Source organism: Streptococcus ferus DSM 20646 (assembly GCF_000372425.1).
Classification (GTDB): domain Bacteria; phylum Bacillota; class Bacilli; order Lactobacillales; family Streptococcaceae; genus Streptococcus; species Streptococcus ferus.
Window position 1 is genome coordinate 1 of sequence record NZ_AQVD01000003.1, and the last position, 15,335, is coordinate 15,335.

A 15,335-nucleotide genomic window follows, 5' to 3' on the forward strand; every position below is an offset into this window, starting at 1 on the left:
TGATGAATGGTGGAGCAAGCTCCGGTATCCATCATGCGTTCCACTTGCATGTATTAGGCACGCCGCCAGCGTTCGTCCTGAGCCAGGATCAAACTCTCTGATAAAAGTTGATCAAACTCAAGCTATCACTAGCTCTTCCGTTTTATTGTTTCTTCATTGACAGGTTACTTCCGTAACCCGCACTTAACGTCTTGTTCAGTTGTCAAAGGGCTTTCTCCTTACGGAGACAACTATTATATTCTAGCACCTACTCTTACCTTTGTCAACTACTTTTTTTCGTTTTTGAAGAATTATAGAAAACTACCCCAATAAGTATTGAGGCAGTTTCTGCTTTATCTATTCAAATGAACTTTATTTTTGATCGTCTTCTGTCATTTTTTCTTTGATTTCATCATATGATAAGGCATGCGCTTCTTCTGCATCATCTGAAGTTTCAGGCATTTTGCCAGTTTCATATATTGACTTAATCTGAGCAGCATCCAGTGTTTCATGTTTAAGAAGAGCTTCAGCAATGAGTTTATGTGTTTCGCGATTTTCATTGATAATTTCCGCAGCTTTATTTCGTGCTTCATTAAGTAAATCACGGACTTCCTCATCAATCAACAGAGCCGTTTGAGCTGAATAAGTCTTTTCTGGAACAATCTGACCTGGCATCATGGCATGATTGCCTTCGTATTGAACCGGTCCTAATTTTTCACTCATACCGTATTCTGTGACCATAGCACGCGCCATCTGTGTAGCTTGTTCAAAATCATTTGAAGCGCCTGTTGTCTGAGCATTAAAAATAATTTCTTCAGCAACGCGTCCGCCCATCAAGCCTGCCAATTGTTCTTTCATATCATCTTTAGACAGGAGGTTCTGATCTTCCTTTGGAAGGGCAATCATATACCCGCCCGCTCTCCCTCGGGGAACAATCGTTACCTTATGGACAACACGGGCATTAGAGAGTACAAGACCAACAATGGTATGTCCCGCCTCATGATAAGCAACCAGCTGACGTTCTTTTTCAGAAATGGTCTTATCCTTTTTAGAAGGACCGGCAATGACACGGTCTTCTGCCTCATCAATATCGCTGGCATCAATTTTAGTTTTATTACGACGAGCAGCAACCAAGGCTGCTTCATTGAGGACATTTTCAAGATCAGCCCCAACAAATCCTGGTGTTTGTTGAGCAACAACTTTTAAATTAACATCTTCAGACAAAGGTTTATTTTTGGCATGAACACGTAAAATCGCTTCACGTCCCTTGACATCTGGACGGCCAACTAATACCTTACGGTCAAATCGACCTGGGCGAAGAAGGGCAGGATCAAGCACATCACTGCGGTTGGTAGCTGCAATAACAATGATATTCTCATTGCCTTCAAAACCATCCATTTCAATCAGGAGTTGGTTTAAGGTCTGTTCACGTTCATCGTTTCCGCCACCCATACCAGCTCCGCGACGGCGCCCCACGGCATCAATCTCATCAATGAAAATAATAGCTCTTTCAGCTTTTTTAGCATCTTCAAAGAGTGAACGTACACGACTGGCACCTACACCGACAAACATTTCAACAAAGTCTGAACCCGAGATGGAGAAGAAAGGGACTCCTGCTTCACCAGCAACTGCTTTTGCTAACAAGGTTTTACCTGTTCCTGGAGGCCCCTCAAGAAGAACACCTGCTGGTATACGAGCTCCCAGAGCTTTATAGCGTTTGGGATCCTTTAAGAAATCAACAACTTCAATCAACTCTTGTTTTTCTTCTTCAGCACCAGCAACATCTGAGAAGCGGACTTTCACTTCTCCTTTTGAAGCAGAACGGGCTTTGTTTTTACCAAAACTCATGGCACCCCGAGCACCGCCACCACCTTGATTCATCATCATTGTGAAGAAAAAGATCATGATCACGATTGGTAAGAAGCTAACCAGAATTGAAATCCAAGTGCCACTTGAACTCTCAGGTTTAACTGTGATTTTTGTATTGTTCTCTTCTGCTAAAGATTCTAGTTTGTCAATAGAGGATGAACTTGGCAAGATAATGGTATTAAACTTGCTTACCTTTGTTGAGCTATTGCCAAAAAAGGCTAAATCACTATTGGTTTTAACTGTTTTTGCTTTTTTATAATCACCTGTTACTTGAATCACACTTCCGCTGGGTTGATAGGTGACTGATTTTATATCCCCTGCCTTTATTTCTTTAACAAGGGTTGAGTAATTTATCTTTTGGCTCTGTGTACTGCTGCCACGGAAAAAATACTGTAGACCTGTGACAACTGCTAGAATTAGCAAAATATAAACAAAGGAGTTTTTTACAAAACCATTATTTCGATTATTTTTCATTGATAACTAAACGCTACTTTCTTATTTGGAATAGATTTCTTCTTTTAAAACACCAACATAGGGAAGATTACGATAATTTTCTGCGTAATCAAGTCCAAAACCAACAATGAATTCATTAGGAACATCGTAACAAACATAATCCGCATCAATATCAACAACTCTTCCTTCCGGTTTGTCAAAAAGTGTTGCAATTTTAACTGATTTAGCTTGACGGTATTTAAACATGTCTCTTAAGTATTTCAGGGTTCTGCCGGTATCAATGATATCTTCAATAAAGATAATATCACGGCCTTCAACATTTGTATCGACATCTTTTAGAATTTTCACTTCACCACTACTGGTTGTCCCTCCATGATAGCTGGAAACAACCATGAAATCCAATTCTATATGCGTGTCAATATGCTTGATTAATTCAGACATAAAAGGAACACAGCCTTTTAAGACACCGACCAAAAGGGGATTTTTTCCTTGATAGTCCTTTGTTAATATTGCACCTAATTCTTGCGTTTTTTTGACAATCTCCTCTTGAGAATAGAGGACTTTTTGGATATCTTGTTCTAACATACTTACCCTTCTTTTACTTTTTGAATACACAGTTTGCCCTTCATTATACCATCTTTAAATTCTTTTCTCAAATAAGTCCTACCACTTAAACAGATAGCGACAATCTCCCCATCTTGTTCTGCGATAAGGGCATTTTGGCGTTCTTGAGGTGGAATTTTATCATCTATAAACAGCCGTCTCAATTTCTTCGAGTAGTTTCCTAGTTGAATACGATCACCTGGACGTCGATGTCGTAAGAGAAGAGGAGATTGGCTAAACAGAGGAATCCCTTGACTGTCTTGATCTCTGAATGAAAAACGGTACTGACCAAAACTGACAATATTGCCATATTCTAACATTTTTTCATTTTCATGACTATCCGTCTCGGGACTGATTTTTGAAATAGTAAATCTTTCTTTCGTTTTTGTAATATAATAACCGTTCTTCAATAAATGGTTATAATGATCTTTTGTTCTAAGGATATGAAGAACTTCTTCAAATTGGGCTTTGCTGAGGTTCAAATCGGAGAACTGGCTTAAATAATCTTGTAACAGAAAATACTGAACAGCAGGTTTCTGGCTGTGAAAAACTTGGCAATCCCGACAATCAAGATTAGCTGTTAACTGTTGAAAGGCCTCTAACAGAAAATCTGTCTCTTTTCCTAGACTAAGTAACTGTTTAGAAAATTGCGGATTCTCCTCTTTCAGTTGAGGAAAATAGGTATTCCGAATACGATTCCTTAAAAAAGTTGTTTCTTGGTTAGAATCATCTTCAAAATGAAAAACAGATGGTAATTGGGACTTATCAAAGGTGAGAAAAGGGCGAATCAATTCCCCTTTTCCAAAAGATTGAACCTCTTTCATTCCTCCAAGGTGCCTTAAACGAGCTCCCCGTAAGAGACGTAAGAAAACAGTTTCTGCCTGATCTTCCGCATGGTGAGCAGTCACTAGAGCGCTAATATTTTGTTCTTCCATGATGCGTTTGAAAAAAGCATAACGAAAATCACGGGCTGTTTTTTCAGAAAATTTTCCAGTAAAGGATTGGGAATAAAAAGCCACCTGATGGTCAAATGCCCATTTTTTTAGGTAGGCTTCTTCATTGTCAGATTCCGGACGTTGTTTATGATTGATATGGGCAATAGCAATGACAATACCCAATTCTTTTTGATGGATATGCAAAAAGTGCAGTAGATTCATAGAATCTACTCCACCTGATACAGCTATTAAGACATTTCCATGTTCAGAGAAGAATCCCTGACTTTGAACGTAGTGTAATATTTTTTGATAGGTCATTTTAAAATACCATAAATATCATCAGCTATATTAGAAATTTCATCATAGGATGACTTATCTGTAAAAATGGATAAAATGAAAGGTTGGTCTGCATAAACCACAGCAACATCATGTTTATAATCGTAGGCGTCACCAATCTTATGGGCAACGGGAACAGCAATATCCTTTGAAATTCTCTCAGAATCAAATTCAGTTGCTGATAAATAAGACAGAACTGGACTCTCTTGATGGTAGAGAGCCTCCATCATAGCTGCAGCCGTCTTGGCAGAGACCTTTCTGTCTTTCATATTCCAGTCTGTTTGATCAACTTTAGAAATGGCCGCATGATAAGCTTGATCATATTGATGGGCAATGTAGTAGCCTAACATATTGCTGGCAACATTGTCTGAATGCTGAGCAATAGCTTTTAAGAGTTCTTCGACAGTATAAGACTTGTTATCTGCTTTTTTAGGCATCTGGCCACTGCCTTCTGTCTTGTAGGCTCCATCAAAGTTGTTGACTTCATCTGTATAGGTTAATTTATCGGACAGTTCCACATTCCCCTTGGCTATTTCCTGCTCTACATAATAAAGGATTGGGAGTTTTGCCACGCTGGCCGAGTACATGATTTTATCGGCATTGATACTAGCCGATTCATCTCCATCAAGCGGTTTGACAAAGATAGAAAGATTGGCTTTATTGTATTTTTTTGTTAAAAGCTCCTGAACTTTTTTTATTCTGTTATCTCTGGATGACAGGTATTTTTCCTCAACCCATCCCTGCTGATTAATGAAATAATATGTTCCATGCGGTGTCACAGCCTTTTTGGAGAGCTTAACCGCTGTAAAAGAGGAGAGTTTTGTTTTAATGGTTTTGGTACCATTGGTGTAAGGATTTTGATACACGGTAAAACCAGGTTCCAGCCAATAAGTCTGAGATATTTTTTCTTGACTTAACAAAATATCCTCATAAACAAGTGACCGGCTGGCCTCAATATAGCTACCATCTGCTAAAAGAAAAACTGGGACAAGATTATCGTTAACCAGTAATTTTTTGATAACGAAAGCTGTGTCTGGCTTAATGACCTTAGCTTTAACCCTTAAGTTAGGATCTGAAAAACTGTTGACGGCCTCAAAAAGATTGGGATTGCTGGGAACAGAATCAAAATAATTGGCCTTGCTCGCAACACTATGACTGATTTGATATTGAGCCTGGTTGGAAGCCTGATAGTCTTTTTCGGTACTGATAACTAAAAGAGGAGTTGATAAAACAAGTATTAACATAGTGGCTAATAACTTTTTCATTTCACTCCTCCTTTTGTTTGTTTTTTTCCTTTTTTAACGCCTGATTTTTCTGGGATAATTCTTCTAATTTGTCATCGGAATGAGCCAGAAAACGTTCTACTGTTTCGATTAAATGTTCCATTATTTTGGCAAGAGACTAGGAACTGGGTAGATAGTCTCACCTTCCACAGAATAATAATACTTAGCGCGCGCGTATTTCTCAACATATTCCGGATTTTTCAGCCGCTCAGCCAGTTTTTTCTTTTCTTCCGTTTTAACCTGCAAATCGCTGTATTCTTTTTCCAATTTAACGATCTGCGCTTTTTTCTCTTGCAAGCCAATATAGCTCGACACTAGATTATAGGCCGGGAGAATAAAAAGTAAAATAATAAAAATTAAAACCCAACCAATAAAACGATGACGGCGGCGAATTTCTGCCGCTTCAAAACGTTTTTTAGCATTTTCATCATTGATATATTGATTATTGAGTTGAACAATATTAGGCTTCTCCATCAGCTTCAATCCTTGCTTCACTTATTATTTCATACATCTTGGCAGCGTCTTCTTTTTTGGTGGAGTCTTTCATCTCTAAAACGCGCACTGTCAATAATTTATGACCAAAACGAATTTCAATTTGGTCATTGACTTTCAAGTCAGTAGAGCTTTTTGCTAAAATGCCATTGACTTTAACGCGTCCCTTATCCGCCACTTCTTTGGCTACAGGACGTCTTTTGATAATTCTTGATACTTTTAAATATTTATCTAATCTCACTTTTACCACCTCATGTCTGTCCTTTCTATTTTAACACGATTTGATGTGAAAAAATAGTTTGGACTGCTGTTTTTCATTGAAAAATAAATGACATTATGGTGACAAGTAAGACAATTTTTACTTTTCTTTACGCGCTCTTATTTCTTGAAGGGCTTGTCCAAAATGGCGCAATTCTTCCAAAATCTCATAGTCTTTTTTTTGACGACTGTCAAAGATAATATCAATTTGTCCTTGGTATTCACGAATCTGTGCTTTAAGATTTGTTTGAGATAGAGCTTCAAAGTAATCCTGTGTTAGATAATAGGTTTGCGCATTTTTTTCAAATCTAAGATTTAGGTTATTAGACTTTCTCTCCACTAGTTCAACAAACGCTTGATCTAGATAGTACTTAACCAGTCCGATTTCGATGAGGTAGGCTACCTGATCAGGATACTCACCAAAACGATCGATGAGTTCATCTTGTAGTTCTTGGTAATCCTTTTGTCCAGTTAGCTCACGAATCCGTTTATAAATTTCAATTTTCTGACGTTCATCCGAAATATAATCAGAAGGGAGATAAGCATCGATTTGCAGATTGATTTCTGTATTGCCTTTGAGGCGTTTTTGGATTTTTCCTTGTTTGGTTGCAATAGCTTCTTCTAGCAGTTGGGAATACATTTCAAAACCGACGGAATCAATAAAGCCACTCTGTGAAGCTCCTAAAATGTTACCAGCTCCTCGTATAGAAAGATCTCTCATGGCAATTTTAAAGCCTGAACCCAGCTCTGTAAATCCTTTTATAGCCTCCAAACGTTTTTCAGAAACCTCAGTTAAGACCTTGTCGGGCTGATACATAAGGTAAGCATAGGCGATTCGGTTAGAACGTCCGACACGGCCTCTTAATTGATACAAAGTTGACAGTCCCATATGGTCAGCATTTTCGATAAACAAGGTATTAACATTGGAAATATCAACACCAGTCTCAATAATAGTTGTGGCCACAAGTACATCATAGGTCCCGTCAATAAAGTCAAGCAGGGTATTTTCCAGCTGAATTTCACTCATCTGACCATGGACAAAAGCAATATTGGCTTCAGGTATAAGTTCTCTGAGCTCTGATACTTTCTTGTCAATGCTGTCAACCTTATTGTAAACATAAAATACTTGGCCTCCCCTGTCTATTTCCCTCATCACTGCATCTCTTATAATGCTGAGATTCCTTTCCAGGACATAGGTCTGAACAGGGTAACGATTACTTGGAGGTGTTTCAATAAGGGACAAATCACGAATTCCCAACATTGACATATGAAGTGTTCTTGGAATCGGTGTTGCAGTCAGGGTGAGTACATCAACTTTTGTTTTTAATTCTTTCAAAGTTTCCTTATGCTTCACACCGAAGCGTTGTTCCTCATCAATGACAATCAGGCCTAAATCACTGAAAACAACATCTTTCGATAAAAGGCGGTGGGTCCCGATAATAATATCGAGCTGGCCTTTTTTGAGTTTCTCCAACGTTTCTGCCTGCTCTGCCTTGGTCCTGAAACGGCTCATCACATCAACATTAATAGGATAGTTATCAAATCGCGCTTTAAAGTTATTAAAATGCTGCTGGGCCAAAACAGTTGTCGGTACCAGTACGGCCACTTGCTTGCCATCATTGACAGCTTTAAAAGCTGCTCTCATAGCAACCTCGGTCTTACCAAAACCAACATCTCCGACTAAAAGGCGGTCCATGGGGCGAGAGCTTTCCATATCCCTCTTAACTTCCTTAATAGACCGTAATTGATCTTCTGTTTCTACAAAAGCAAAATCATCATCAAAAGCTCTCTGACTGTCATCATCTGGAGAAAAAGCAAAACCCTTCTGCTGACTGCGTTCAGCATATAATTTTAACAAATCATCGGCAATATCTTGAACTTGCTTGGCAACTTTTTGTTTAGCTCTTTGGAAACGACCATCATTTAATTTATTGATTTTAGGTTCTTTGCCATCACTAGCAACATACTTAGAAAGGAGCTCTATCTGATCAACAGGGATTGAGATTTTATCTGAATTTTGATACTGAATCGTTACATAATCCCTATGAATTCCAGCAATTTCGATGGTCTCGATTCCCATAAAACGACCAATTCCGTGAACATTATGGACAACGTAATCCCCTTTATTAAGCTCATTATAATCTTTCAAACGTTCAGCATTAGACTGATGACTTGCTCTGACTTTTCGTCTGACTTTTTTATGAAAAATTTCGTTTTCAGTAATGAGAACCAGTTTACTATCAGCCAAGTAAAAACCATTAGACAGATTTCCTATAACGAGCTGCGCCTTATTAGGAATTAGAGAATCTGGTTGACTAACTTGTAAAGATAGCCCATACTCTTGTAAGGTTTTCTGTAAACGTTCCTGCCCCTGTAAAGAATCCGTCTGCACTAAAACTGTCGCCTGAGATTTTTGATAGCGATTTATTTCATCAATCAAAAGAGGGAACTGATTAAAAAATTCCTGCATTGGATATTGGGTGAAGTGATGAAGACTATCAAATTTTAAATGTCCCAGACCCTTATGAAAATTGGAAAAGAAAGTTGCAGGTTGGTACTGTCTGAGTTTTTGATAAGCTTCTGCAAAATAAATCTGACTTGACACTGCTTTACCTAACTGTAAATTTTCTGTCAAGAAGTTAGCCAATTCTAATTCAAAGTGACTATTTTTATCTGCAATACGCTGAAAGTCATCTAAAAAAACAGGCGTTAAATCAGGGAGATAGTCTAAGAGATGATGTTCCTTTTGATAAAAAAAAGATAGAAATTGTCGACTGTCTTTATGTTTGTAGCCCGCTCGAATAGTGTCTAAGATATCCGAAAAATAGGTTTTCTGCTTATCGTCATGACTCATAGCAAGCAGCTCTTCAAACTGCTGACGGGCACGATTAAAATCATCAGGGGTTAAAATGATATCATCTGCTGGACTGATGTGAACTGTCTCCACACTTTCTAGTGATTTTTGACTCTCAACATCGAATATACGAATACCATCTAATTCATCTCCGAAAAATTCAAGTCTATAAGGAGAGGGCTGGCTTAAATCAAAAATATCTAAGATATCTCCCCGAAGACTGAATTCTCCTGGATTTAAGACTTGATGAACTTTTTGATAGCCTAATCTTGATAAAATCTTTACAGCCTTGTCAAGGTTGTAAAGACCAGCAAGGTTAAAGATTAGCTGGGAATCATTAAAAACATCTGGACTAGGCAGTAAAATCCTTGTCCCAATTACTGAGGTGATAAGAATGCCAATTTTTTGAGGATTACTTAAAAAAGACAGGCTTTCAATCCGAGAGCTTGTTTTTTCTTTAGAAGAAAAGATAAATTCAGCTGCAGGAGCATCGTCAGCAAAAAACTGATAAATTCTGTCTTCTCCTAGTAAGGCTGTTAAATCACCAGCAAGGCGCTCAGCTTCGTTTTGACTTGCAGTGACCACAACTAGTTTCCCCTGCATCTTTTCAAAAGCACTAGCAATCGCTAAAGCCTTGCTTGAGGCAGAAAATCCCATAACCAGCTGTCTTTTTGATTCAGAGGCTGTTTGGAGCCATTCTTGTAATTTGCTATTTTGACTAAATAGATCAGTTAAATTTAGGTTAACCATTGTACTTCTGCATCGTTTCTTCAAAATTATCACTTTGTAAATAGAAATTGACAGCATTGTCAACTTTTTCGAGACTTTCTGAAATAATCATTTGCTCTTGTTCAGAAAATTTCCCTAAGACATGGTTGACAACAGATACCTTACCTTTGGGGCGTCCAATTCCGATTTTGAGTCGATCAAATTCCTGTGTCCCAATTTCCTTTATAATACTCTTAATGCCATTATGACCACCCGCTGAACCTTTTGGACGGAAACGAATTTTCCCGAGTTCCATATCAAGGTCATCGTAAATAACCAGTAAATCCGCTGGTTCCAAATTGTAGTAAGCTAAAAAAGCACGAACAGCTAAACCGCTAGCATTCATAAAGGTTGTTGGTTTGATAAAATAAATTTTTTCACCTTCAATAAAGGTGGAAGCTGTCTCAGCTTTAAAAATCTTATCTTCCACAAATTGCAAATGATAGGGCTTGACAAGTCTGTCAACGGCCATGAAACCAATATTGTGTTTGGTCTCGGTGTATTTACGTCCAGGGTTACCTAGTCCTACAATTAATTTTGTCATTTTTTCCTTTCAAAGACTAAAAGGGTTGGAAATGTTTTCCAACCGTTTAATATCAAAAAATGGGGTTACACATTGAAGCGGAATTCCATGATGTCGCCATCCTGAACGATGTACTCTTTTCCTTCTTCACGGAGACGTCCTGCCTCTTTGACAGCTTTCTCAGAACCAAAATGAACTAAGTCTTCATAGGACATGGTGACCGCACGGATAAAGCCTTTTTCAAAGTCTGAGTGGATGATACCGGCTGCCTGCGGTGCTTTAATACCACGTTTGAAGGTCCAGGCACGCACTTCCTTTTCACCGGCTGTAAAATAGGTACCAAGCCCAAGCAAATGGTAGGCAGCCCGAGTCAACTTATCCACACCCGATTCGGTCAAACCGATAGCTTCTAAAAATTCTGCCTTGTCTTCATCATCCAACTCTGCAATTTCTTCTTCTGCACGCGCTGAGATGACCACCACTTCTGCATTTTCCGTCGCTGCAAATGCACGGATTTGCTGCACATAATCAATAGCATCTGGATCCGCTACCTTGTCTTCATCCACATTGGCCACATAGAGAACTGGTTTGGTGGTCAGAAGGAAGAGACCTTTGACAACTTTTTGCTCATCATCTGCAAACTCAATAGTTCTCGCTGATTTACCATCCTCAAGAACTGGCTTAATTTTTTGCAGAACATTAAATTCAGCTACAGAATCTTTATCCTTCTGGGTACGAGCCATCTTTTCCACACGGGCATAGCGCTTGTTAATGGATTCTAGGTCGGCCAAAATCAGCTCCAGATTGATGGTCTCAATATCTGCAATCGGGTCGACAAAGGCGTCTTCACGACCCTGTTCCCGCATGACATTTTCATCATCAAAGGCCCGAACCACATGGACAATGGCGTCCACCTCACGGATATTGGCTAAGAATTTGTTTCCAAGCCCTTCACCTTTTGACGCACCCTTGACAATCCCCGCAATATCGGTAAACTCAAAAGTGGTTGGAACTGTTTTTTTAGGCTTGACAAGTTCTGTCAACTTCTGTAAACGTTCATCTGGTACTTCTACCATACCAACGTTAGGGTCAATAGTTGCGAAAGGATAGTTGGCAGCTTCTGCCCCTGCTTTTGTAATTGCATTAAATAAGGTTGATTTACCAACATTGGGCAAACCGACAATACCTGCTGTTAAAGCCATAATCAATTGTCTCCGTTACATTTTTTCAATCTTTATCATTATAGCAGAAAACAAGAGAAAAAGCTTGTCGAGTGGCAAGCTTTTTTTGAACATCTAACTTATATTAGCTAACTTTTTCACCACAACCTGACTTCCAGCCAGTAAATCTCCCAGATGGCGCTTGTCTTTTCTCTTGATGGCCATAACTAAAAGAAGGATGAGTAAGCCTAAGCTGAGAAAGGTACAAATATGTCCAAATGGGCTGGTGTAATTGGAATAAATTCCAGAAATGGTCCCCATGTGTCCCAGCTGCCAAGGAAGAAACTTGATGCTATTGCGAATCAGAGCTGAGGATAGAGGAGATTTTTGATACACAACTCTTAAACCCGCCTTTTTCTTGCCCCAACTACCACCCCGACTGTCCATCCAGCTAAAGATGGCAATAATCGGAAGAACAGATGTAAAAGTGGCGATGAGCTGAGACTGCAGTGCTGTAAAGACAGGTATTTCACCAAAAACGAGGAAATAAAAGCTAAGACAAAGAAGGGTAAGACAGGCTAAATAGGCTAAAATCAGGAAATAATCAAAGAGGAGTTCTTTGAGTCGGGTAGAAACAGGGATAGGATTATGTTTTAGCATAGTAGCCTCCTTTCTGTCAAAGTTGCGTAACTAGCATTTGCTTTTTCTGTGGAAAAGACTGTTTTATCAAGCTTTGTAGGGTTGCAGAAGAACCTTATAAAACCTTCTTCATCTTCCGCTCAAAATCATAGCGGCTCATCATAACCACATGATCGCAATTGGTGCAGCGGATTTTAATATCCGCCCCCAAGCGAAGAACTTCCCAGCAGTTGGCTTTTTTGCCCGTTGCCTTAATGGTGCAGGCATGAGGCTTTTTCATCTCGACAAGTGAGCCTAATTGGTACATAAGACACCTTCCTTTTTGATTTTATTATATCATAGACATGAAAAACGCCCTCGGGCGTTTTCTTAGTTAGTACGTACAGGTGTAATAAGTTGAATAAAGTTTTCTTGGTCATCCCCTGGAGTTAGGGTAAAAGGCCTAACTGGAGAAATAAAGCGAATTGTAACCGTCTCACTTCTCAAGGCTTTTAAGGCATCAATCAGGTAGGTCGGATTGAAACTGATCGTTAAATCAGAACCAGAAATAGCCTCAACATCCAATTCTTCATTTACTTTACCAATTTCTGGAGAATTGACATGGGCAGTTACCACTTGATTGACAATTTCCAGTTTCACTGTCCCGTTTTGGGTAGCATTAGAAATCAGGTGGGCACGCTCCATACTATGTCGAAGATTGTTGGTATTAAACGTTACCTCAGTTTCAAATTGATTAACCAAGAGACGGTCTGTATCAGGATAATTCCCTTCTAAAAGACGAGTATAGAAAGAGATAGTCTCACTTCTAAAAAGAATTTGACTGCTCGAAAAGAATACTTCAACTGTTTCGATATCATCTGTGAAAACCGCTGTAAATTCACGAAGAGAACGACTTGGAATGACCACATCAAAATTATCGGTTGCATTTTCTAATCGTAAAAGACGCTGACTCATCCGATGAGAATCCGTCGCGACAGCCTTAAAATCTTTGTGATCAGTTAAGGAAAGATGAACTCCTGTCAAAATAGGACGACTCTCTTGTGTACTGGCTGCAAAGGCTGTTTCGGCAACCAAGGTTTTCAACAATTTAGTTTCTAAAACAAGAGGATTGCTAGTTGTCATTTCCTGTAAGCGAGGATACTGCTCAACATCTTTTCCTTTGAGGGTAATCTCTGATTTGCCGCTTTTGAGTAAGACTTGCTGCTGCTCAATTTCTTCAAAGTCAAGACTGACTTCTGGAAGGCTGGAAATCACATTAATAAAGAAATTAGCTTCCAGAAGGATTGAGCCTCCTGAACTAATTAGAAGTCCCGCATCTGCTTCATTGGCTGAAATAGTATTTTCAATAGAGATCTGACCATTTGAACCAGTTAAGGTAATCGAATGGCTTCCGACCTCAATTTTTAGACTTGAGAGAATAGGGATAGCATTTTTAGAACTAATAGCGCGTTTAGTGGCATTTAGAGCCTGAAGAAAATAAGATTTATTAATCGAAAATTGAATCATGGAAACTCCTTTATTTATAAGTATTAAGTTAGTAGTAGTAGTAGGTCTTGTGTATAAAGGGGAAAAGTTTAGCTAAGGCTTATTCTAGCTGAAAAAGGACTTGTTCACAACTTGTGGAAAAGTTTTAGCTTTTTGAACTCTTGTCCACAAGGCTATTTGATTTTATTTTTGATGGTGTCCATTTCAATACGTAAGCTGTCGTCTTGTTCCAGCATATTTTTGATTTTATTGTAAGCATGAAGAACTGTTGAATGATCACGTCCGCCAAATTCTTTTCCAATCTTAGGCAGAGAATTGTCTGTTAATTCGCGAGCCAAGTACATAGCCACCTGCCGGGCTAACACAATGTCTTGATTGCGTTTGGTAGACTGAATTTCCTTGACAGTGACGCCATAGAACTTACTGACTTCCTTTTGAATTTTTTCAATAGGAATAATAGTCATTTTTGGATTACTATCCTGTTTGCGGGCACGAATGGCTTCAGCTGCGACTTCAACGGTAATTAAATCAAGGTTTTTGAAATTTGCAACTAGACTGATGTCTTTTAGGGCCCCTTCCAAATCGCGGACATTGGAATCAAATTGACCAGCCAGATATTCAATCGTTTCCGGAAGAAATTGATAATTATACTCTTGTATTTTATTGTTTAAGATGGCGACACGTGTTTCAAAATCGGGAGGTGTGATATTAACCGTCAGTCCCCATTTAAAACGAGTGACTAATCGTTGCTCCAAGTCGTTCAGGTCATCGGGTGTTCGATCACTGGTGAGAACAATCTGTTTATTATTATCATGAAGCGCATTAAACGTATTAAAGAACTCCTCTTGAGTAGCTGCTAGACTTTTTTTGGCCAAGGATTGAATATCATCAATCAGGAGTAAATCAAGACTTCTGAATTTTTGTTTGAGTTCGTCCATATTTTGCAGGCGAATATGAACCACAAATTCATTGATAAAATTTTCCGCAGAAATGTATTTGATTCTGGCCTGAGGATTTTCTGCTAGGACAGCATTGCCAATTGCGTTTAGCAGATGTGTCTTTCCTAGTCCAGGTCCTCCGTAAATAAATAAAGGATTATAAGCTGAACCTGGCAGGTCAGCGACGGCTGTTGATGCAGTGAAGGCCCAGCGATTCTCATCTCCGATAACAAAGTTGTCAAAACTATATTTAGGATTTAAATCGGGATGGACGCTTGGAAGAGTTTCAAGAACAGGGCTCTTTTGACTTTGAGGAGCAGAGGAATCACCTTTTTCTGCCTGATCTTCTTCAAAGACATAAGTGATTAGAAGTTCTGTATTAAAAACTTCAAATCCAGCAGTCAGCAAGACTGGCTGCAGATTTTTCTCCCAAAAGAGCTTTTTCATATCATCAATTAAGATGGTTGCCTGATTTTGCTCAACTTTGATTAATTTGGCATCAGAAACAAAGAAATCAAAAGTGGCTTGTTTTAATTGACTTTGTGCAAGTTCTAGAACTCTATTCCAAAAAATACGTTCATTTTCTGTCATAGTGTCCTCCTATTTATTTGATTCGTAAGACGATTCTACCATAAAATTCCAAAGTTTTCCACAAGTCATGATAGAAAATCCACAATGTGGATCAAAGTTTTCCACAGTGTGTGCAAAACTCTTTTAGAAGTGTTTATAACATGTTTTGTTTTCTTTTTTCTTGTGGAAA

At 38.8% G+C, this 15,335-nt stretch carries 14 protein-coding genes and 1 rRNA gene; all 15 read right to left on the reverse strand.

Annotated elements, in window-relative coordinates; translation table 11 throughout:
• Positions 1-104, reverse strand: a 16S ribosomal RNA gene (locus A3GY_RS0105405); the annotation flags it as partial.
• Between the two features lie 247 nt (positions 105-351).
• Entirely contained in the window at positions 352-2,322 is a 1,971-nt protein-coding gene (gene ftsH, locus A3GY_RS0105410) for an ATP-dependent zinc metalloprotease FtsH (protein ID WP_018030396.1), read from the reverse strand.
• 21 nt (positions 2,323-2,343) lie between these two features.
• Positions 2,344-2,886 carry a hypoxanthine phosphoribosyltransferase gene (gene hpt, locus A3GY_RS0105415; RefSeq protein WP_018030397.1) on the reverse strand — a complete coding sequence of 181 codons (543 nt, stop codon included), beginning with the start codon at positions 2,884-2,886 and terminating at the stop codon, positions 2,344-2,346.
• Positions 2,887-2,888: 2 nt separating this feature from the next.
• Positions 2,889-4,157: a tRNA lysidine(34) synthetase TilS gene (gene tilS / locus A3GY_RS0105420; RefSeq protein ID WP_026161945.1), complete on the reverse strand. Its 1,269-nt coding sequence runs from the start codon at positions 4,155-4,157 to the stop codon at positions 2,889-2,891.
• The gene (locus A3GY_RS0105425; RefSeq protein ID WP_018030399.1) at positions 4,154-5,440 is read right to left on the reverse strand and encodes a serine hydrolase; all 1,287 of its coding nucleotides are present in this window, start codon (positions 5,438-5,440) and stop codon (positions 4,154-4,156) included. The genes tilS and A3GY_RS0105425 overlap by 4 nt, the downstream gene beginning before the upstream one ends.
• A gap of 1 nt (position 5,441) precedes the next feature.
• Positions 5,442-5,561 (reverse strand): SP_0009 family protein, encoded by a 120-nt coding sequence (locus A3GY_RS09705; RefSeq protein ID WP_018030400.1) that lies wholly within the window; start codon positions 5,559-5,561, stop codon positions 5,442-5,444.
• Complete coding sequence (locus A3GY_RS0105435; RefSeq protein WP_018030401.1) at positions 5,561-5,932, reverse strand: FtsB family cell division protein; 372 nt, start codon at positions 5,930-5,932, stop codon at positions 5,561-5,563. Before A3GY_RS0105435 ends, A3GY_RS09705 begins: the two co-directional genes overlap by 1 nt.
• Positions 5,919-6,191 (reverse strand): RNA-binding S4 domain-containing protein, encoded by a 273-nt coding sequence (locus tag A3GY_RS0105440; RefSeq protein ID WP_018030402.1) that lies wholly within the window; start codon positions 6,189-6,191, stop codon positions 5,919-5,921. The genes A3GY_RS0105435 and A3GY_RS0105440 overlap by 14 nt, the downstream gene beginning before the upstream one ends.
• Positions 6,192-6,308: 117 nt before the next feature.
• Positions 6,309-9,812, reverse strand: a complete 3,504-nt coding sequence (gene mfd, locus A3GY_RS0105445) for a transcription-repair coupling factor (protein ID WP_018030403.1) — start codon at positions 9,810-9,812, stop codon at positions 6,309-6,311.
• Positions 9,805-10,374, reverse strand: coding sequence for an aminoacyl-tRNA hydrolase (pth, locus tag A3GY_RS0105450; RefSeq protein ID WP_018030404.1), 570 nt, complete (start codon positions 10,372-10,374; stop codon positions 9,805-9,807). Before pth ends, mfd begins: the two co-directional genes overlap by 8 nt.
• Before the next feature lie 65 nt (positions 10,375-10,439).
• The gene (ychF, locus tag A3GY_RS0105455) at positions 10,440-11,555 is read right to left on the reverse strand and encodes a redox-regulated ATPase YchF (protein ID WP_018030405.1); all 1,116 of its coding nucleotides are present in this window, start codon (positions 11,553-11,555) and stop codon (positions 10,440-10,442) included.
• A gap of 93 nt (positions 11,556-11,648) precedes the next feature.
• On the reverse strand, positions 11,649-12,173 hold the full coding sequence (locus tag A3GY_RS0105460) for an RDD family protein (RefSeq protein WP_018030406.1): 525 nt from the start codon (positions 12,171-12,173) through the stop codon (positions 11,649-11,651).
• A gap of 94 nt (positions 12,174-12,267) precedes the next feature.
• Complete coding sequence (locus A3GY_RS0105465; protein WP_018030407.1) at positions 12,268-12,459, reverse strand: DUF951 domain-containing protein; 192 nt, start codon at positions 12,457-12,459, stop codon at positions 12,268-12,270.
• A gap of 62 nt (positions 12,460-12,521) precedes the next feature.
• Positions 12,522-13,658, reverse strand: a complete 1,137-nt coding sequence (gene dnaN / locus A3GY_RS0105470) for a DNA polymerase III subunit beta (protein WP_018030408.1) — start codon at positions 13,656-13,658, stop codon at positions 12,522-12,524.
• Positions 13,659-13,810: 152 nt separating this feature from the next.
• A complete protein-coding gene (gene dnaA / locus A3GY_RS0105475; protein WP_018030409.1) occupies positions 13,811-15,166 on the reverse strand; it encodes a chromosomal replication initiator protein DnaA in 1,356 nt (451 codons plus the stop codon).
• Positions 15,167-15,335 lie beyond the last annotated feature (169 nt).